Raw genomic sequence first — 18755 nt, forward strand, 5'->3', positions numbered from 1 at the left:
TCACACGAGCTAACGATGTGATTTAACGACAAACGAAAAAAAGGACATCAATTAAATTCAAATTGATATAGTAGATCCAAAGCACTGTCTAAACCTGAGACAGCCTCAATATAGAAATCACGGAACAGTTGATAACGCACCGTAAACTCGCCAACCGGTTTAAAAATACCGACACCATACTTCACCTGAAGCCCCGGCGCGATGTAACCACTCACTTCGACTGTCGAATCATCCCCACTGCCGACGGTACCTAATTGTAAGTCACTCACGCCAAAGGCTTTGCCTATATTGCCCACCAGTTTGCCACTTTGCGCCAAACTCAACCCGATCAGCATTGACGTCATCGCATCACTTCCACCGGAGTCCGCGCCGATATTTTGCCCGCGCAACAGATAAGAGAGTGCGTTAGCTTGTGGCATGGCGGGTTCTGAAAAAATCGTAATCGTTGGATCGGTTGCCAAACCTGTCACTTTAATCCCAGCGGTCACATCGTCTTCGGTATTTTCCGGATTTCGAATCGCAGTGATCGACACATAGGGCTGATCGACTGGGCCATTAAGCAGCACTTTTCCTTCTTGGATCACCAAATCCTGCCCAAACGAGGTGTAAGTACCATTCAGCACGTTCACTTCTCCAGAAACAAACGGACCATTATCACGCTCCGTTAAACTCAATGTGCCGGCTAAATTGCCTTTTAAACCAAAAGCAGAGAGCTTAAACGCCTCATCTATCGTTAAGGTCACATTGGTTTTTACCGTAAATGGTATCGCGTTTTGCTCATCAATTGGCTGCAGCTTGGCGTTCACCAGTACCTGATCTTTTGACACACTGACTGCGCTTTCTGGCAATTGCTCAATCACGATTGAACCTTTTGGTACGACAATCTTGCCATCAATGCTGGCCTCATGAGGCTTGATATCAATGGTCATATCGGGCTCGACCCAAATGGCAATCGTCGGCGGCATGCTCACTTCCAGCTGATTCGCATAAACTCGAATTTGGCTATGCCATGCCGCAAGATCTTGCCAATCCCCCGTACCAGTGACAGAAAGCGAACCCTCTGGCGTGACGATGTCAGAGCTCAATTGCGCTTGATATTGATTCAATTTCAGCGTCATTTGGCCTGAATTAATATCGATCGGCGTCACTTCACCTTTTAGCACCATATTTGACAGCGAAATATCACCAAACAGCTGAGGATGAAGCACATCACCGCTAAAGCGAATGTCGCTTTGCAATTGACCATCCAACTCACTGTACTCGCCAATCAACGGGCGCAAAAACGTCAAATCAAACTGGGATAGGCGTAAGGTTCCTGTCATTTGTGGATCGTCACTGTTGACGTCACTCAACTGAGCCTGCCCGGACAGATCGCCATTGTTGGTAAAATCCAACTGCCAATCCGCCGTTAACTTATCGTTTTGCAGCTGCGCATTTAACGCTATCGAGTCCCAGCCTACGCTTATTGGGGTATTAAGTTCTTGAGTCACAGAGCCCTTAGGCAAGCGAATTGATGCGGAGACAAAGGGCGAGCGTTTCGGCGCCCATTTGGCTCGAAGGGTGGCACTCACTTCGCCTTTGACTTGGGTTTGCTTGGGTATAAATTCGCTGATTTGGTCAAAATTAAATTGATTGATTTTTGCACTAATATCGCCCGTTTGACCGATAGAAACCATATCACCAAGGCAAATACTCGACTGCGCTTGCTGCCAGCAGTGGCCTCGAATATCAACTTCATTAGTTTCTAAATCAACGCGGATCGGCGTAGCTTGTGCCAATTGCCAACGCCCTTGTTGCGTGGTGACTTGCATTGAGGATAACGCGCCCTGCCACTGCGCTTGAGGTTTTAATCTGAGCCCACCTTGAATATTCAGCTCACTCGATAGCCAATTCGATACTAACGTCGCATCAAGCGTTTGTTGAGATTGCTTGCCCGTTAACGTCACTTTTAATGAATCAAATTGGCGTTCGCCTTCACCAAAGCGAGTGGCATCCAGCGTTAGCTCACCTTGCGGATCGTCACTGAGCGCAACGGTACCCTTTAAACCCAAGCTTGCCGCAGTCAAAGCTTGATAAGCGAGTTGCTGAGCCTTGAAATCCACCTGAGCGGTCGGCGTCGCAAAAGGGCCTGTCAAATTAAGAGCGCCTCGTGCCACTCCCTTCGCATTCGGCACACTCTTACTCAAATCGGCAATATCGATGTCAAGATCCAATGCCCAAGTTTGATTTAAACGGCCGTGGGCGGAAATTCGATTTGGCCCGTGAGAGAGCACCAGTTTCTCGGTGGTTAACGCGATATCACTGTCACGAGTTGGCTGCTCAATCATCAATTTTCCAGAGACATTCAACGGATAATCGCGCAGCACACCATCGACATCGAGCTTGGGTAAGTTAACCCACCAACCCCCTTTATCGGTTAAATGCCCCTGGGTTTGCACTTGCCCACTCAATTTGCCCTCAGCTTCTGGCCACTGCAACCCCGGCTCGAGATCACGAAATGCAAGCGATGCTTGCCATTTGGCTAACTCTTGCCAATCGGCGTTTGCACTACCGGAAATGTCACCGCCTAAGGTGTTAAGCATGAGCGTCGTCAAATTGACGTTTGTTAACGTTCCTTCGCCCTTTAACACCGAGTGAATTGATGGTATCGACGCTCCGGCCAATTGAGCGTCAAGTGCAAATTGATAGCCTTGCAAAGAGCCATTAGCCTTTAAGTCAGTCTGAGAAAATTGATATTCCGGTGTTCCTGTCAGCGGCCACTGACCTGCGCCATCACTCAATTCAAATGCAAAAGGAAGACTTGGCTCAAGTGGTGACAAGGTGGCATCTAACATCGCATCAACATCCCCTTGCCACTGGCTACTCACAGCCAACGACGCCACCGATTGGCTGGCCGTCAGGGTCAATGACTGTTGTGTTAAAGGAGCTTGCGTCGTGTCGGCAGTCAGTGAAAGAGAGAGCGGATAATCCCCTTCCAGCGTGACATCTCCTTGCAAGCTGGCGTTTAGGGTAGGCATGGCCAGCGTCAATTGTTCAACCGTCACTTTGCGCTGCTCGGTGTGCGCTTTGAGCTCTAATCGCTCAATCTCCAGAGGCGTATTCGCACTCGATTTTGCGTTGCTTTTGCCTGTGGTTTTCGTCGCAGAGGATGGGGCTTTGTTTGCGTCATTGCCTGTGGCCAAAATCACCTTCGCGTTTTGTAGCTCAAAACCCTGCAATTCGATATCCAATGGCAGATCAACGGTCGGTAAAGTGATAGGCGTGCGCTCTGTGTTAACCGCATTTGCAGCGGACTCGGACTCCGCAGTGTTGTCTGAGCTCGTTGACGATGCCACCGCTGGTTTGACTTCCAGCGATTGCCACTGCGTGGGCGCTATGGTCAACTTTGAACCCGCCAGTGTCACGCCAGTGTGAAATTGAGCCCATCGCACCTGATTGCCTAAAATATTGAGCGACACCTGATTCAAGGAAACGCCATTTAACGCAATCGGCAGTGGCAAAGAGAACGAGGTCGACGTTTGGTTTGGGGCCGGCTCATCCTGCGAAGCGGGTAGGTGTGGCAAACTGACTGTGACGCGATTAAGTTGCAGCGCATTTACGCACAGCTGTGGTGTCAAAAGGCAGCGAAAATCATTGGCTAATGTTAGCTCGCCCACGTCAATATCGAGTTTCAGATCTTTGTCGTTATAACGCACATCGCTGAGTGTAAATCGAGGAAACAGCGCGCCGGAGTGGCTAGCCACCGACAAGGAGGGCAGCGCTTTTTCGCCAACCCACAGCAGCGCGCTCAAACCTAAATTGGTAAAGGTTAAACACACCACTGCAAGGAGGATCAGCGTAATGAACCCAATTAACGAGACTGATAACCATTTGATCCAGCGCCAAACTGAACGCGTCATAATTCAGGTCCTAAGGTAAATTCAAGGCGGAACTTGTCCCCGGGTTTTTCATCTAATCCCCAGGCAAAATCAATGCGTACTGGCCCTATCGGTAGAACCCAACGCAAACCAAAACCGACGCCGGTTTTCCAGTCAGGACGTTTGTTAAAGGCGTCTCCTGAGTCGACAAAAACCGCGCCCCACCAGTCGCCTTTAAGGCGATATTGCGCTTCCAAGCTTCCTGTCACCATAAACTCACCGCCCGTCAGTGCCCCAGTAGAGTCTCGAGGAGAAATCGACTCATAACTGTAACCACGAATGCTATTTTCGCCGCCGGCAAAAAAGCGCAATGATGGCGGTAGTAACTCAAATCGACTCACCACATTGGCACCCGCGTCCAAGCGCGCGATACCGCGAATTTTATCATCGTGACTGCGAATCCACATTTGTCTTCCGGTCACGCGAACCAAATCGGCTTCCGATAGCAGTGCTTTACTGCCAAATTCAACCGTAACGCTTTGCTTATCACCCCACATAGGAAAGCTTGCGCCACGGGCTCGAGTGCGGGAAAACGAAAAACCAGGCAACCAATAATGCGCCGTTGCGTCTTGATCGCCTTGGGTATAGCTTTCCAGCAAATAACGCAAAAATACCGCTCGATGCCAATCATCTTGTAACCGCCAGTAGCGATACACGGCCATCGAACCTTCGGTACTGCGCGTATCATTGTTATCGATTTTCTTTAGGCCAAATTCGATGCGGTAGTAATCCCTAAGTACATCCTCAAGCGGAATTTGATAGCCCGCTGTCAGCACTTTTTCCGGCTTTGAATATTTGACTGAACCATCAAAACTATTACCACGGGATCCGACCCATGGTTTTTTCCACGATAACGTTGCACGCGCACCATCATCTGTCGCATACCCCAAACCCACACCGAGCTGATTTTTCACTTGTGGTGTCACATCAATTCGCATCGGTAACTCACGCGAGCTATCGAGTAACTTAAGATCGGGTTCGACAAAGACCGACTTATACCACCCCGTATTTGAGAGATTTTGGTTAAGCTCACCCACATCTTTCAACTGGTAAGGAGCGCCTTGCTTATAAGGCAGCAGTGAAAGCACTCTGTCAGTGCGAATTTGACTGCCCGTCACTGTGGTTTCACCAAATTGATAACGAATGCCGCTGTCGAAATAGAGGTACACAAAGGCCTGCTCAAGCTCCGGCGACACTTCAAGTTCATGTTTGGTAAAACGGCCTTTAAAGTAGCCACGCTGCAGCGCTAAGTTACGAATCGACGACTTCAGTGATTCATATTGACCATGATTGAGCACCTTGCCTTTTTGCATTGGGTCTTTGGCCACCAGCTTAATAAACTCGGAGTCATTTTTAGCCTCGCCATCGATTTTTACATCGACGATTTGGTAACGGACCGGAGGACCTAATGTAATATCAACCACCAAGGCTTTTTTATCATCGCTGACCCGGTAATCTATTTTGGCGTTGTAGTAACCCACCGCATTCAAAGCATCTTGAATGCTTTTGCCCAGTCGCGCCTGAAAGCGCAATGAAGTGGAATACTGTTTTTTTGGAATGGAAGAGAGATAAGCATCGACATTCTTTTTGGGCTCGCCCGAAATCCCTTGGATTTTAAGATCAACCTCCGCTCGCAACGGTGCGGCGAGTAATGTCAAAGCTAGCCCTAATAGGGCGTAATATTTGCTCATATCGATGCGCGTTCTCTTGATTCTTTCAATGGAATAACACAGCAATGCACTGGTCAAAATTCAATGCATTCAAAAAGGTAATATTTTTATTATATTCACACTCACGTTTTTTCAGTACTAGTTGTTACTCATTTATATCACTTGTTAAGCTTATGCGACGAGTTCACAAACGTTCATTTAAGGAGCCGATTATGTCCCGCTTGCACAATAAGCCCACCACTCAAGCGTCCATGAGCATCACTGAAAAGCATTGGGTGACCGGTCGTGATATTACCCAACCTCCCAAAGACAACGAAGCTCTGATTTATTTTGCTATGGGCTGCTTTTGGGGGGCGGAGCGCTTATTTTGGCAACAGCCGGGCGTCATTACCACTGCGGTTGGCTATGCCGGTGGCTCGACCCTAAATCCCACTTACCAAGAGGTTTGTCGCGGTGACACCGGCCACGCAGAGGTAGTAAAAGTGCGCTTTGACCCACAACAAATTACACTGGAGCGCCTTTTGACGCTGTTTTGGCAAAACCACGATCCCACTCAAGGCATGCGCCAAGGCAATGATGTCGGTAGTCAGTATCGTTCGGCGATTTACACCACGAGTGCGGCGCAACTGGAACAAGCCCAGTGCTCTATGGCTCGTTATCAACATGAACTCACCGCAGCGAAACTGGGCCTCATTACCACGGAAATTGCCCCTGCTGGCGCATTTTATTTTGCAGAAGAGGCGCATCAGCAATATTTGGCCAAGCATCCTAACGGTTATTGTGGCCTTGCGGGCACCGGTATCTGCTTACCGCCCGCTTGAGCGTGGTACTTTTCAATACATGTTTTGAATCAGTGGTCGGAGATGTTCAAAACAAAACCGCACTATAATGCGGCCAAAACATTATATTCGACTAATAAACATCGATAGCACGAAATAATATGGAGTTTAATATGAAATCTCGCTTAAGTTTGGTTCTAGCACTGACGGCTTTGCCGTTTTATGCTGCTGCACACACGATTACCGTCGGCCAACCCGTTCCAAATGTCGATGTGAATGCTTATGGTGAAATCGTACTTCAAGGGGAAGGCACGGCATTTCAACCCTGGAATAGCCAATTAATGCTGGGTAAAGTTCGCGTGATCCAGGCCATTGCTGGCCGCTCAAGTGCAAAAGAGATGAATGCACCATTAATGAGCGCCATTACCCAGGCGCAATTTCCAAGTGAAAGCTACCAAACCACGACTATTATCAATCAAGACGATGCAATGTGGGGCACCGGATCGTTTGTCAAATCATCAGCACTGGAAAGCAAAACGGCATTTCCTTGGTCTTCGATGGTGTTAGATGAATCAGGCGTGGTCGCCAGTGCGTGGCAATTGGCCCCAGAAAGCTCCGCTATCGTAGTTCAAAACAAGCAAGGTGATGTTCTGTTTGTCAAAGAAGGCGCGCTCAATAACGATGAAATCAGCCGCGTCATTACATTGATCCGCGAGCATCTTTAGAATTTAACCCCATTTCATTCACTGCTGGTCAATCAAAAGGCCAGCAGCCTCACTTGCCACACCTCGATAGAAATAGTCTTCGTTTTTCTGGTTGATTTTGTTATGTTATAACAAATCAAGAGACCCCAATCAGTTGACGTTGACGATTCAAGTATGTCAGGGATATACCCAAACAACTTGGAATTGCAGGTAGGCGGCAAACGAACAAAGCCTCTGAGCATAGACAGACTATGTGATGAGGTTTGTGAGAGCCAGCCAACAACCCTGCAGCTTCAAGTGGAAAGGGTATAAATGTTTGTGATTCACCCCAGACACAGAATGACAATAAGAGGAAACATAATGACACTTCGCCCAATTACACTTGCCCTTTGCGGCTTATTTGCCAGTTCTGCTGCGATCGCGGCCTCTCATGGGCATGAAGCCCATGTTCATGGCAAAGTTGCATTACACATTGCTCAAGATGGCCCTCAAGTTCTCATTGAAGTTGAAGCCCCAGGTGCAGACGTGGTGGGTTTTGAGCATGCGCCAAGCAACGCCAATGAACGTGCGGCCATCGCCAAGGCAAATGAGACCCTGCGCCAAGGCGATGCTCTGCTATTACTTGCTGCAAATGCGGGTTGTCAATTGACTGATGCTGACATCGACAGTGGCAGCGCATCCGACGATCACGATGAACATGAGCACCACGACCATCACGATGACGCACATCAAGAGCATAGCGAGCATGATCATCACGGTCACGATGACCATGACCAGCATAGCGAACATAATCATGGTGATCACGATGCCGGGCATAACACGTTTCGTGCGCACTACCTCTTCCAGTGCGATAATATCGCCGCACTTGATGCGATTGATGTCACTTGGTTCAAAGCCTTTCCTGCCACTCAAAGCATTGAAGCAAACTTATTCCTCGATAACATACAAGGCGTACAAGAACTGACTGCGACACAGTCTCGCATTCATTTAACGCGCTAATTGCTGACAGGCGAGAGAGCCAATGTAATTTTGTCGGCTTTTGCTTTGCGAGCCGCGCCTTTGAGAGCCACAAAATGACACTGAAAACCGATTTGGCGATTGAGCTCAATCAACTTGAATTTCGCTGGCCAAACGATCATCGATTCGCATTATCGATTGATCATTTGGCCATCAATAAAGGGGAACAGCTTTTTCTTCAAGGACCGAGCGGCTGCGGAAAATCGACGCTATTGGGCTTGCTGACCGGCATGCATCGGCCGACTCAAGGTCAAGTCCGCTTATTAAATGTTGAACTGACCAAGCTCAACGAATCACAGCGCGATCAGTTCCGAGCCAATCATATTGGCTATATTTATCAGCAATTTAATTTAATACCTTATCTTTCTCTGGTGGATAACGTTGTGCTGCCGTGCCGCTTTTCACCGCAACGCACCGCTCGCTGCTTGCCCTCTCCGGTAGTACAAGCGCAGCAACTGCTAACCGATTTAGGGTTGGATTCTGCATTGTGGGATAAGCCGGCGCATCGCCTAAGTATTGGGCAGCAACAGCGTGTTGCCGCGGCGCGAGCACTGATTGGAGCCCCCGAAATCATTATTGCGGATGAGCCCACCTCGGCATTGGATCACGATCACCGTCAGCGCTTTATCGATTTGTTGTTACGCCATACGCGCGCGCAAGGCTCTACTGTGGTTTTCGTCAGCCATGATCCCACTCTGGCTGACTATTTTGACCGAAAAGTGCAACTGACCGAACTCAACCGAGTGCTTCAGCCATGATATCGTTACGTAAACTCACTTGGCGTAGCCTCGCCAATCGCCGCGCCAGCGTATGGCTTTGTATCGCCACCGTGGCCATTTCCGTCATGTTACTTTTGGCCGTCGAACGCATTCGAACTCAAACCAAAACCAGCTTTACTCAAGCCGTTTCTGGTACCGACTTAATTGTCGGCGCGCGCTCCGGCCAACTCAATTTATTGCTGTATTCGGTATTTCGCTTAGGCGATGCAACCAATAATTTGGACTGGCAAAGCTATAAAATGCTACAAAATCACCCTTCGGTGGCGTGGACGATCCCCATTTCATTGGGTGACTCGCATCGAGGCTATCGCGTGGTTGGTACTAGCCAAAGTTATTTTGACCATTTCCGTTATGGCGCGAAGCAGTCGCTACGCTTTGCTCAAGGTAGTGGCATTGATGGACTGTTTGATACCGTGATCGGCGCGGAAGTGGCCAAGAAACTCGGTTACCAAATTGGCGATCGCATCGTGGTGGCACACGGCCTAGCCGACGTAAGTTTCAGTCGCCATGATACTCTGCCCTTTGTGATCAGCGGCATTTTAGCACCAACGGGGACGCCAGTAGATCACAGTGTTCACGTCTCTCTTGAAGCAATAGAAGCGATTCACGTCGGTTGGGAATCTGGTGCCAAACTGGGTCCAACACCCTCTGCCGACGCTTTAAAAGCGCAGCAATTTGAACCCAAAAGTATCACCGCCGTATTAGTGGGGTTAAAATCACGCCTGCACGCATTTCGTTTACAGCGCGAGATAAATCAATATGCTCCCGAAGCGCTTAGCGCTATCATGCCGGGGATTGCGCTGCAGCAGCTGTGGCAAATGTTGGCACTGGCAGAAACGGCATTACTTGCGGTATCTATGCTTGTGGTTGTCGCCGGATTACTCGGAATGCTTGCAACCTTACTCAGTGGGTTGCGCGAACGTCGCCGAGAGATGGCGATACTTCGTGCAATGGGCGCGCGTCCCTATCACTTGGTGGGTTTGTTAGTTGGCGAAGCCAGTTTACTCACGTTTGCAGGCTGCGCCTTTGGCACCATTGGGTTTTACGCGGCGATGAGCCTAGCACAATGGCCTATCGAGCAGCTGATTGGTGTGCGTTTGACCCTCTCACTCCCCAGTATGATGGAGTGGACAATTTTGCTGCTGGTCTTCACGCTGGGTACCTTGATTGGCCTGATTCCAGCACTGAGCGCATATCGTCAAAGCCTGAGTGACGGTATGAATATAAGGATCTAACTATAATGCGTTTTTTCGCGACTTCACTAATGAATGTTATCGTCTGTGCTGGCCTGTTGCTGTCATTTATAGCACCAGTATCGGCCAGTGATGAGGCGCCACTGACCTTAGATTGGATTGATTTGATCCCAGAAAACGAACGCCTCTCATTTGATGATCTCGGCATGCCGATGATTCAAGATCACAGTGGCGCTGCGGCGCAGCAAAGTAAACTTGGTGCGATTCGTCCGGAATTAAATGGCAGTTTGGTCAAAATCCCTGGTTTTGTCGTACCACTGGAAGGGACTGAAGATCAAATTACTGAATTTCTCCTCGTCCCTTATTTTGGCGCCTGCATCCACGTGCCGCCACCGCCACCAAATCAGATCATTTACGTCAACTTCCCCAAAGGCGCTCCGGTCACTGAACTTTGGGATGTGGTGTATGTGATTGGAACATTACGCACTGAAGTGGTGTCTCTCGATTTAGCGGAAACAGGTTACGCACTTGAAGGGCTCGAGCTAGCCCCTTATGACGATATGTAATGGTCTGCCAATGCACTTTATACCCGTCGCACTTGAAGTTGCAGCGTTGTTGGCTGACTCTCACAAACCTCATCACACAGTTAGTCTATGTTCACGAAGTGCTCAGAGGCTTTGCTCGTTTGCCGCCTACCTGCATCTTCACGTTGTTTTGGTATATGCCAGAGTAAAATCTCGCGACAAGGCAAACCATCGCTGGCTTGGCACGACCTAGAACAGATAACGCGCTAACCCCACCATGACAAGCAAATAAATAGCGAGCATGAGCGAGAGCGAAATTGCTCGCCTTATCTTTTTCTTACTATCAATGTGGTTGGTGTTTTTCATTCCACTTGACTGTTTGAATGCAAATTACGCAACAATTTTAACAAATTATTAGCATTGCGAACAGCGGTTTGTGCACATCGCCACGCAATTTGATTACCAATTTTGTAAGGTTCGCGGTACAGTAATTCATCAATAGTGATGATCGATTTCGCAAACGATGGCTGAAAATACTTCCTCAGTAGTGATAGAACCTGGGGTACGAAAAACCTCCAACCACACTGACAAACAAGCGTATGTCAAAGACAGTGCGCAGCGCATTCAGATGCTAGCCGAAACCCACGGCATTGCTGCGCGGCTGCAGAGCTCAACGCCCGAACACTCACCATTAGAGCGTGCATTAGCTCGCGAGCAAAAACGCAAAGCACAGCGTCAAATCAACTTAGAATCGATTATCAAACAAGCTCATACAAGCTGTCGCGATGAAACGGGGGCGGAACCAGAACGAGATTGGCTTGAGCGTTATTTCGATATGGCTCAAGAAATCCATAACCCAATGATGCAAAAATTGTGGGCGCAAGTGCTACGGCGCGAAGTAACGAACCCCGGCGCAACGTCGATGAAGGCTCTGCGCATATTAAAAGAGATGACGCCAAAAGAAGCGCAAACACTTCAGCGCGCGGCGGCACTGGGTTGCAGCTTTGGCGGGGATGGCAGCCGAAAATTATTGATGGGGTATAAAGCCACAGCAGGATTGTGGCATTTTGGCAAGCGCGAGCAACTTTCCAGCCTAAGCCTAGCAAGCTTTCAACTGCCTTACGCCAGTATTTTAGTATTGATGGATTTAGGCTTGCTTCATAGCGGTGAGCTGGAATCTGGCGAGATTGACCCGCTGGCACCACTGCGCCTTGACTATCAAGGCAAGAGCTTAACGCTTAATGTAAATACTCGTGGTTTGCGTCTGATTTATTATCGATTCACGCCTACGGGAAATGAGCTGTGCAAGTTATTAGGTAACAAGCTCAATAACGACTATTACGACCAGCTCTTAGCCTTACTAGCGCAAAAGTTTCTCGTTAAGCACGACAATGACAGCGCTGTCCACTATTCAGTTTAAAGTCAAATCTCATCCAACTTGGCTATGGGCTGCAGTCGTTGTGTCTGCCACTGGATGCTTTGCCTGAAACCAAGCTAACTTATCAGCAAGGCGCACCACTTCACCAATCACAATTAACGCTGGAGATTCTGCTTGCGTTGCCATATTTGCCAACTGGGACAGCTCTCCTCGCCACACTTTTTGATCCGCTTGAGTGCCTCGCTCTATGATAGCCACTGGGGTGGTTCCAGATCTGCCATAAGTCAAAAGCTGCGCTTGAATGTGGGCCGATTTCATTAATCCCATATAGATAACCAACGTTTGTTGGCTTCGAGCCAACGTGCTCCAGTCAAGATCGCTGTCTTGATCTTTTAAATGCCCCGTAATAAACAGCGCCGATTGGGCGTGATCACGATGAGTCAGTGGGATCCCGGCATAAGCCGTTGCCCCAGCAGCCGCGGTGATCCCCGGTACCACCTGAAACGCGATTCCAGCGTTTGCCAATACTTCTAGCTCTTCACCGCCTCGACCAAACACAAAAGGATCGCCGCCTTTGATCCGTACCACTCGGTAACCGCGCTGAGCAAAATCAACCAGCAGTTGATTGGTTTGTTCTTGCGGCACGCTGTGGTGCCCTGCTCGCTTACCTACACAGACAAGTATCGTCGACGAGGGCACGAGCGCCATAATTGCATCAGACACCAAATAGTCATAAAGCACCACGTCGGCTTGCTCAAGCATTCGTAACGCTTTGAGCGTTAATAACTCCGGATCGCCCGGGCCGGCGCCAACCAATGCAACTTCACCAGGATTCAACTGACTGTGCGGCCCTGTGTGCAAAGCGCTTTTTTGCACTAATGAGGTTGGAAACGGGGTAACAGTACTCATTGGTAAACACTCCATTGTTTATATCCGTGATGTCACTTGCTCACACTTGGAGTATCCCGTGTTTTTATTAGAACAGGAAATTCTTAAAGATTATTTTTTATACCCATATCGACTATTGCAGCGAAAAAACGAAATATGATTTATCAATCAGTTACCGTAAAATGCGCCATCGCCTTTTTATGATAATTTGTTCATTATGATCACCTGGCACCAATGCCCACTTGAGCACTTTTCTGCGCTTGAGCTTTACCACCTATTGCAACTGCGTGTTGACGTATTTGTTGTCGAACAGAACTGCCCTTACCCTGAGCTCGATGGTAAAGATACTCTGCCACACGTGGAACACCTTGTGGCAAGAGAGGGTGAGACGGTTATCGCATGTGCTCGATTGCTACCACCAGAGGTCAGCTATCCCAGTGCGAGCATTGGCCGCGTTGTCTGTCATGCCGATCATCGTCATACAGGTCTAGGACATGAGCTTCTCAAACGCGCTATCCAAGCTTGTAAAGAAAAATGGCCCGATAGCGAGATTGAAATTGGTGCTCAAGCCTATCTTCGCCGATTTTATGAGCAACACGGATTTGTTGAGGAAGGTGAAATTTATCTTGAAGATGGCATTGAGCATATTCATATGCGTCGAATATAAGCGGTCAATTTAGAGGCAAAATAGTCTTTAGAAGCACTGATACGTGAAATGGGATCATCACGTTACCGTAGGAAACCAAATAATGAGTCCAACTACTGGCGCTGTGCTGCTATTGATCATCGGCAACTTGTTAGCCACATTTTCCGATGTCGCCGTAAAATTACTTGAATTGGGTATCAGCCCTTTTCAATATATGTTTCTACGTCAACTCGTCTCCCTATTGGTGATTGCCCCTCTTTGGTGGTGCCAGCCGCTTCCTGCGCGAGTTTTCGTGCAAAAACGTATTACTTGCCTTCGCGCTCATCTCGTTTTAATTGGCAGTGGCTGCACTATGATGGCGCTCAGCTATCTGCCTATCGCCACGGCAAACGCGATCTTCTATGCCGCCCCCTTACTCATGTTGCCACTGGCGGTCGTCATACTTAACGAGCGCGCATCGCGAAATAAAGTATTGAGCACGGTGTTTGGCTTTATTGGCGTTCTTGTGGTCTTGCGCCCTTCGCAGTTTCACTGGGCCGCTCTGTTTGCGCTTGGCACTGCATGCACATTAGCGCTATTCAATCTGTTAGTACGCAAATTACCGTCAGAGCAGTCGGTCATCACAACCCTTTGGTGGACAACCGTATGTTCGCTGCCGATTTCGCTGATATTGGCGATCAATGATTGGCGTCCATTGTCGATGGATCAGATTACGCTCGTGGCAGTGAGCGCGGTGTGCATTTTAAGTTATAACGGGCTTGCGGTGGCCGCGTACCGTAAGGCGCCGCCGGGTGATGTCGCGCTATCTGAATATTCAGGCTTAGTCTTTGCGGCGCTATTTGGCATACTGTGGTTTGGTGAAGTACCCGATTGGCTGACCGCAATAGGGATCTTGATGATCATTGTGCCGCTCATGCCATGGCGCAGCCGAAACGCTCGCCATTTGCCTCGAAAAGCTCAAGCGCCGGCGAGGCGCTAAAAAAAACCAGGCAAAGCACGATCACCCAGCTGAGAAACACATTATTGGCTAGCGATTGCGCTTAAATCCACCATCAGAGGCGCGAAAAAAAGTCACCTCGTCATTGCCGCGAGTCAGTTTTAATATATCTAATTCACCACCCTCTGTGCGTTTAAAGCGGACCATTTGCCCCTGACGGATGTGACTCAACGGTTTATCACCACCTTCAATTTTAACTAATGCGTTAAGATCTTGCATAGGTAACTGGTTAGCTCGAAACACTTGAGCCAATGTATCGCCTTGTCGAACTGTATATTCATGCCAATCAGTTGCGGCGCTTCGCTGTGGTAATACTGCTTTTTGAGGCGCTGCGACAGATTGTTCACTCAGCCCGGTGGTGTTCACCGCAAGCGGAATTCGTTGTTTCTCGGTTTGTAGCGGCTGCGCGAGCTCGGGCGAACTTGGCATTAATACAAGTGCCACAATAACCAACAGACTCACGAACACTAGCCGCTGATGTAACTTCGGTAATCGTTGCCACAATTGCGTTACTTGTGTCTGTGACCACTTTGTCTTAAACGACGCAAAAGAGATCCCTCGAATCGCGTCCATTGACAATTTGTGTTGTTGAAGACGCAGCATAAATTGCTGCCATAACGTTAGCTTTGCAGTGCGCTTTCTACGACGATTCATACACCTTACTCTCCTATCGGCGTTAGCCTCAGTATATGAAGAGACGCAACGCGAGTATAGCCGTTACAAGATAAAATCCCGAGAAAGCGTCAATTAACCCGTTAATTTCAGACAATTTAAAAACAAAATTGACCGTGACCGACGAGATGACGCAGTTTCAGTGCCGAAACGGCACTCTATCGTTTCACCTAAACTGCGAACCTGCTATCCTAAGTGGTTCAATTCGCCAACTAATGAGTAAAATTCATGTCTGACGTACAATTTGAAACTGCAGAGCAAAAAGCCAGCTACGGCATCGGCCTGCAAATGGGCCAACAACTTGCTGGCTCAGGTCTTGAAGGGCTAAATGTCGACGCGATTGCCGCTGGTATTGCAACGGCACTAGCAGGTGATATGCCTGCTATCGAAATCGACGAAATCAACCAAGCGCTACAAGAACTCCATACACGTGCAGAAGCTGTGCGCCAAGAAGCCGCTAAAGCTGCTGCCGCAGAAGGCGAAGCGTTTCTAGCTGACAACGCAAAACGTGATGAAGTGACTGTATTGGACTCAGGTCTGCAATACGAAATCTTGACTGAAGGCACCGGCGAAATCCCATCATCGGATAAAACCGTTCGCGTTCATTATCACGGTCAATTGACCGACGGCACTGTGTTTGATAGCTCAGTATCGCGTGGCCAACCAGCGGAATTCCCTGTAACTGGCGTGATCAAAGGTTGGGTTGAAGCTCTGCAGCTAATGCCTGTAGGCTCAAAATGGAAGCTCTACATTCCACAAGACCTTGCTTATGGCGAGCGTGGCGCAGGCGCAGCCATCCCACCATTTGCCGCATTGGTGTTTGAAGTAGAATTACTCGATATTCTGTAATCAGAATGTGGTTCCAAAATGGCGCTCACTAGAGCGCCATTTTTTTACATACTTATACCAAGTAACTTCAAGATGGATGATTCAGCGAAAGTGACTTGCTTTGGCTTTGTCAATGAGACAACAAGCGGGCCCACAGAGTATCGACACGCACTGTGATGTGGCTTATGAGTCCATTAAAACGTCAAGTGGCACGAGTATGAGCAGAATGTTTAGATACAAAAAAACCGAGCAGATGCTCGGTTTTTTCGTTTTACGAACTGATTACTCAGCAGCAGCTTCTTCAGCAGCTGGGCGATCAACTAGCTCAATGTATGCCATTGGAGCTTTGTCACCAGCACGGAAGCCAGCTTTTAGGATACGAGTGTAACCGCCCTGACGAGCAGCAAAACGTGGACCTAGTTCGTTAAATAGTTTTGCAACTACTTCGTTGTCACGAGTACGTGCAAACGCTAGACGACGGTTAGCAACACTGTCAGTCTTAGCTAGTGTAATCAAAGGCTCAACTACACGACGCAGTTCTTTAGCTTTTGGCAAAGTTGTCTTGATCACTTCGTGACGAACAAGAGAGCTAGCCATGTTGCTAAACATCGCTTTGCGATGGCTGCTGTTGCGGTTGAGTTGACGACCACTCTTACGATGGCGCATGACCTAATCCTTCTAACTAGTATCGATTAATCTTCAGCGATTGATGCAGGTGGCCAGTTCTCGAGGCGCATGCCCAGAGACAAACCACGTGACGCCAGTACGTCTTTAATCTCAGTAAGAGATTTCTTACCAAGGTTTGGCGTTTTAAGTAGCTCAACCTCAGTACGTTGTACTAGATCACCGATGTAGTGAATCGCTTCTGCTTTCAGGCAGTTAGCAGAGCGAACTGTTAGTTCAAGATCGTCTACAGGACGCAGTAGGATCGGATCGAATTCTGGCTTCTCTTCCTTCTCCTCAGGTACACGTACATCACGAAGATCTACGAACGCATCCAATTGCTCAGCTAGGATTGTAGCTGCGCGACGGATAGCTTCCTCAGGTTCTAGAGTACCGTTCGTTTCCATGTCGATCACAAGCTTGTCTAAATCGGTACGTTGCTCAACACGTGCAGCTTCTACAGCGTAAGCAATTTTATCTACAGGGCTGAATGTAGCATCAACCAATAGACGACCAATAGGACGCTCATCATCTTCAGTGTGAATACGAGCTGAAGCTGGAACATAACCACGACCACGTTCTACTTTAATACGCATAGCGATTTCAGCATTGTCATCGGTTAGATGGCAAATAACGTGTTCAGGGTTAGCGATCTCTACATCACCATCATGGGTGATGTCACCTGCAACCACAGGGCCCGAGCCAGATTTGTTTAGTGTGATAAACACTTCGTCTTTGCCTTCAGCGACACGCACTGCCAAACCTTTAAGGTTTAGAAGAATCTCAAGAATATCTTCTTGAACACCTTCTTTAGTGCTGTACTCGTGAAGCACGCCTTCAATTTCAACTTCAGTCACTGCGCAACCTGGCATTGACGAAAGTAGAATGCGGCGAAGCGCATTACCTAGAGTGTGACCAAAGCCACGCTCTAATGGCTCAAGAGTTACTTTTGCATGAGTCGTGCTGATCTGTTCAATGTCAACAAGACGTGGCTTAAGAAATTCTGTTACAGAACCCTGCATTGTGTCCTCTCTTTAATTTAAACCTTACTTAGAGTAAAGCTCGACGATCAATTGTTCGTTGATATCAGCTGATAGGTCAGAACGCTCAGGCATACGCTTGAATGTACCTTCCAATTGGCCAGCATCTACTTCAATCCAAGTTGGTTTTTCACGTTGTTCTGCAACTTCTAGAGCCGCTTTAATACGCGCTTGCTGTTTAGCTTTTTCGCGAATTGATACAACGTCATTAGCCGCTACTTTGAAAGAAGGAACGTTTACAACTTTACCGTTAACTAGGATAGCTTTGTGGCTAACTAGTTGACGTGCTTCTGCGCGAGTTGCGCCAAAGCCCATGCGGTAAACTACGTTATCTAGACGACCTTCAAGAAGCTGAAGCAGGTTTTCACCTGTGTTGCCTTTAAGGCGAGCGGCTTCTTTGTAGTAGTTACGGAATTGTTTTTCTAGAACGCCGTACATACGACGAACTTTTTGCTTCTCACGAAGCTGAACGCCATACTCAGATAGACGACCGCGACGAGCGCCGTGTACACCTGGTGCGTTATCAATTTTACACTTGGTATCGATCGCGCGAACACCAGACTTAAGGAACAAGTCAGTGCCTTCGCGACGGCTAAGCTTCAGCTTAGGACCCAAATATCTTGCCATGATTCTTCTCCAATGGTCCCAGAAACGTTAAACGCGACGTTTCTTAGGTGGACGACAACCGTTATGAGGGATTGGTGTAGCATCAACGATGTTTGTGATGCGGAAACCAGCGGCGTTCAGTGCGCGAACAGTAGATTCACGACCTGGACCAGGACCCTTAACCATAACTTCCAAGTTCTTTAGACCGTACTCTTTGGCCATTTCAGCACAACGCTCAGCAGCAACCTGTGCAGCGAACGGAGTCGATTTACGAGAACCACGGAAACCTGAACCACCTGCAGTAGCCCAAGCTAGAGCGTTGCCTTGACGGTCAGTAATGGTAACGATTGTGTTGTTAAAAGAAGCATGGATGTGCGCAACACCGTCTGCAACTTGTTTGCGAACGCGTTTACGCGCGCGAGTTGGTTGTTTAGCCATTGTACTCTACCTTCCC

18 protein-coding genes are annotated in these 18755 nt (G+C 48.4%); 10 read left to right on the forward strand and 8 right to left on the reverse strand.

Annotated elements, in window-relative coordinates; translation table 11 throughout:
* Nucleotides 1–47: 47 nt before the first annotated feature.
* Nucleotides 48–3899, reverse strand: a complete 3852-nt coding sequence (tamB, locus tag HGP28_RS05845) for an autotransporter assembly complex protein TamB (RefSeq protein ID WP_168835523.1) — start codon at nucleotides 3897–3899, stop codon at nucleotides 48–50.
* Complete coding sequence (tamA, locus tag HGP28_RS05850; RefSeq protein ID WP_168835524.1) at nucleotides 3896–5608, reverse strand: autotransporter assembly complex protein TamA; 1713 nt, start codon at nucleotides 5606–5608, stop codon at nucleotides 3896–3898. Before tamA ends, tamB begins: the two co-directional genes overlap by 4 nt.
* Before the next feature lie 191 nt (nucleotides 5609–5799).
* On the opposite strand from tamA, the gene msrA reads away from it, so the two are divergent.
* The 7 genes from msrA to HGP28_RS05885 all read left to right on the forward strand — a co-directional run bounded on the left by msrA (nucleotide 5800) and on the right by HGP28_RS05885 (nucleotide 12003).
* Complete coding sequence (gene msrA, locus HGP28_RS05855; protein WP_168835525.1) at nucleotides 5800–6408, forward strand: peptide-methionine (S)-S-oxide reductase MsrA; 609 nt, start codon at nucleotides 5800–5802, stop codon at nucleotides 6406–6408.
* Nucleotides 6409–6539: 131 nt separating this feature from the next.
* Entirely contained in the window at nucleotides 6540–7091 is a 552-nt protein-coding gene (locus HGP28_RS05860) for a YtfJ family protein (RefSeq protein ID WP_168835526.1), read from the forward strand.
* A 339-nt stretch (nucleotides 7092–7430) separates the two neighbouring features.
* Nucleotides 7431–8069 carry a zinc uptake protein ZrgA gene (gene zrgA, locus HGP28_RS05865; RefSeq protein ID WP_211091897.1) on the forward strand — a complete coding sequence of 213 codons (639 nt, stop codon included), beginning with the start codon at nucleotides 7431–7433 and terminating at the stop codon, nucleotides 8067–8069.
* 74 nt (nucleotides 8070–8143) lie between these two features.
* Complete coding sequence (locus HGP28_RS05870; RefSeq protein ID WP_168835528.1) at nucleotides 8144–8845, forward strand: ABC transporter ATP-binding protein; 702 nt, start codon at nucleotides 8144–8146, stop codon at nucleotides 8843–8845.
* The gene (locus HGP28_RS05875) at nucleotides 8842–10101 is read left to right on the forward strand and encodes an ABC transporter permease (RefSeq protein WP_168835529.1); all 1260 of its coding nucleotides are present in this window, start codon (nucleotides 8842–8844) and stop codon (nucleotides 10099–10101) included. The genes HGP28_RS05870 and HGP28_RS05875 overlap by 4 nt, the downstream gene beginning before the upstream one ends.
* A 29-nt stretch (nucleotides 10102–10130) precedes the next feature.
* Complete coding sequence (locus HGP28_RS05880) at nucleotides 10131–10625, forward strand: DUF3299 domain-containing protein (RefSeq protein ID WP_168835567.1); 495 nt, start codon at nucleotides 10131–10133, stop codon at nucleotides 10623–10625.
* Between the two features lie 481 nt (nucleotides 10626–11106).
* Nucleotides 11107–12003 (forward strand): TIGR03899 family protein, encoded by an 897-nt coding sequence (locus HGP28_RS05885; protein ID WP_168835530.1) that lies wholly within the window; start codon nucleotides 11107–11109, stop codon nucleotides 12001–12003.
* Between the two features lie 9 nt (nucleotides 12004–12012).
* On the opposite strand, the gene cobA is transcribed toward HGP28_RS05885, so the two are convergent.
* Nucleotides 12013–12870: a uroporphyrinogen-III C-methyltransferase gene (cobA, locus tag HGP28_RS05890; protein WP_246225578.1), complete on the reverse strand. Its 858-nt coding sequence runs from the start codon at nucleotides 12868–12870 to the stop codon at nucleotides 12013–12015.
* Nucleotides 12871–13066: 196 nt separating this feature from the next.
* Between cobA and HGP28_RS05895 the strand changes: the two genes are divergently transcribed.
* Nucleotides 13067–13516, forward strand: coding sequence for a GNAT family N-acetyltransferase (locus tag HGP28_RS05895; protein ID WP_168835532.1), 450 nt, complete (start codon nucleotides 13067–13069; stop codon nucleotides 13514–13516).
* Nucleotides 13517–13598: 82 nt separating this feature from the next.
* The gene (locus HGP28_RS05900; protein WP_168835533.1) at nucleotides 13599–14474 is read left to right on the forward strand and encodes a DMT family transporter; all 876 of its coding nucleotides are present in this window, start codon (nucleotides 13599–13601) and stop codon (nucleotides 14472–14474) included.
* Between the two features lie 48 nt (nucleotides 14475–14522).
* On the opposite strand, the gene HGP28_RS05905 is transcribed toward HGP28_RS05900, so the two are convergent.
* Entirely contained in the window at nucleotides 14523–15146 is a 624-nt protein-coding gene (locus HGP28_RS05905; RefSeq protein WP_168835534.1) for a LysM-like peptidoglycan-binding domain-containing protein, read from the reverse strand.
* A gap of 246 nt (nucleotides 15147–15392) precedes the next feature.
* Between HGP28_RS05905 and bamJ the strand changes: the two genes are divergently transcribed.
* Nucleotides 15393–16013, forward strand: a complete 621-nt coding sequence (bamJ, locus tag HGP28_RS05910; protein WP_168835535.1) for a BamJ family beta-barrel-assembly machinery protein — start codon at nucleotides 15393–15395, stop codon at nucleotides 16011–16013.
* A 261-nt stretch (nucleotides 16014–16274) separates the two neighbouring features.
* Here the strand turns inward: bamJ and rplQ are convergent, their stop codons facing one another.
* The 4 genes from rplQ to rpsK are packed head-to-tail and all read right to left on the reverse strand — an operon-like array spanning nucleotide 16275 to nucleotide 18739.
* Nucleotides 16275–16658 (reverse strand): 50S ribosomal protein L17, encoded by a 384-nt coding sequence (gene rplQ / locus HGP28_RS05915; protein WP_011078810.1) that lies wholly within the window; start codon nucleotides 16656–16658, stop codon nucleotides 16275–16277.
* 26 nt (nucleotides 16659–16684) lie between these two features.
* Nucleotides 16685–17677, reverse strand: a complete 993-nt coding sequence (locus tag HGP28_RS05920; RefSeq protein WP_168835536.1) for a DNA-directed RNA polymerase subunit alpha — start codon at nucleotides 17675–17677, stop codon at nucleotides 16685–16687.
* A gap of 24 nt (nucleotides 17678–17701) precedes the next feature.
* Nucleotides 17702–18322, reverse strand: coding sequence for a 30S ribosomal protein S4 (gene rpsD, locus HGP28_RS05925; protein ID WP_168835537.1), 621 nt, complete (start codon nucleotides 18320–18322; stop codon nucleotides 17702–17704).
* Nucleotides 18323–18349: 27 nt separating this feature from the next.
* Nucleotides 18350–18739: a 30S ribosomal protein S11 gene (gene rpsK, locus HGP28_RS05930; RefSeq protein WP_001118870.1), complete on the reverse strand. Its 390-nt coding sequence runs from the start codon at nucleotides 18737–18739 to the stop codon at nucleotides 18350–18352.
* Nucleotides 18740–18755: the final 16 nt, after the last annotated feature.

This window comes from Vibrio agarilyticus (genome assembly GCF_012641465.1).
In the GTDB taxonomy this organism is placed as follows: Bacteria; Pseudomonadota; Gammaproteobacteria; order Enterobacterales; family Vibrionaceae; genus Vibrio; species Vibrio agarilyticus.

Coding starts and splice junctions, on each gene's coding strand:
- tamB (WP_168835523.1), bottom strand. CDS start 3,899: ATGACGCGTTCAGTTTGGCGCTGGATCAAATGGTTATCAGTCTCGTTA.
- tamA (WP_168835524.1), bottom strand. CDS start 5,608: ATGAGCAAATATTACGCCCTATTAGGGCTAGCTTTGACATTACTCGCC.
- msrA (WP_168835525.1), top strand. CDS start 5,800: ATGTCCCGCTTGCACAATAAGCCCACCACTCAAGCGTCCATGAGCATC.
- HGP28_RS05860 (WP_168835526.1), top strand. CDS start 6,540: ATGAAATCTCGCTTAAGTTTGGTTCTAGCACTGACGGCTTTGCCGTTT.
- zrgA (WP_211091897.1), top strand. CDS start 7,431: ATGACACTTCGCCCAATTACACTTGCCCTTTGCGGCTTATTTGCCAGT.
- HGP28_RS05870 (WP_168835528.1), top strand. CDS start 8,144: ATGACACTGAAAACCGATTTGGCGATTGAGCTCAATCAACTTGAATTT.
- HGP28_RS05875 (WP_168835529.1), top strand. CDS start 8,842: ATGATATCGTTACGTAAACTCACTTGGCGTAGCCTCGCCAATCGCCGC.
- HGP28_RS05880 (WP_168835567.1), top strand. CDS start 10,131: ATGAATGTTATCGTCTGTGCTGGCCTGTTGCTGTCATTTATAGCACCA.
- HGP28_RS05885 (WP_168835530.1), top strand. CDS start 11,107: ATGGCTGAAAATACTTCCTCAGTAGTGATAGAACCTGGGGTACGAAAA.
- cobA (WP_246225578.1), bottom strand. CDS start 12,870: ATGAGTACTGTTACCCCGTTTCCAACCTCATTAGTGCAAAAAAGCGCT.
- HGP28_RS05895 (WP_168835532.1), top strand. CDS start 13,067: ATGATCACCTGGCACCAATGCCCACTTGAGCACTTTTCTGCGCTTGAG.
- HGP28_RS05900 (WP_168835533.1), top strand. CDS start 13,599: ATGAGTCCAACTACTGGCGCTGTGCTGCTATTGATCATCGGCAACTTG.
- HGP28_RS05905 (WP_168835534.1), bottom strand. CDS start 15,146: ATGAATCGTCGTAGAAAGCGCACTGCAAAGCTAACGTTATGGCAGCAA.
- bamJ (WP_168835535.1), top strand. CDS start 15,393: ATGTCTGACGTACAATTTGAAACTGCAGAGCAAAAAGCCAGCTACGGC.
- rplQ (WP_011078810.1), bottom strand. CDS start 16,658: ATGCGCCATCGTAAGAGTGGTCGTCAACTCAACCGCAACAGCAGCCAT.
- HGP28_RS05920 (WP_168835536.1), bottom strand. CDS start 17,677: ATGCAGGGTTCTGTAACAGAATTTCTTAAGCCACGTCTTGTTGACATT.
- rpsD (WP_168835537.1), bottom strand. CDS start 18,322: ATGGCAAGATATTTGGGTCCTAAGCTGAAGCTTAGCCGTCGCGAAGGC.
- rpsK (WP_001118870.1), bottom strand. CDS start 18,739: ATGGCTAAACAACCAACTCGCGCGCGTAAACGCGTTCGCAAACAAGTT.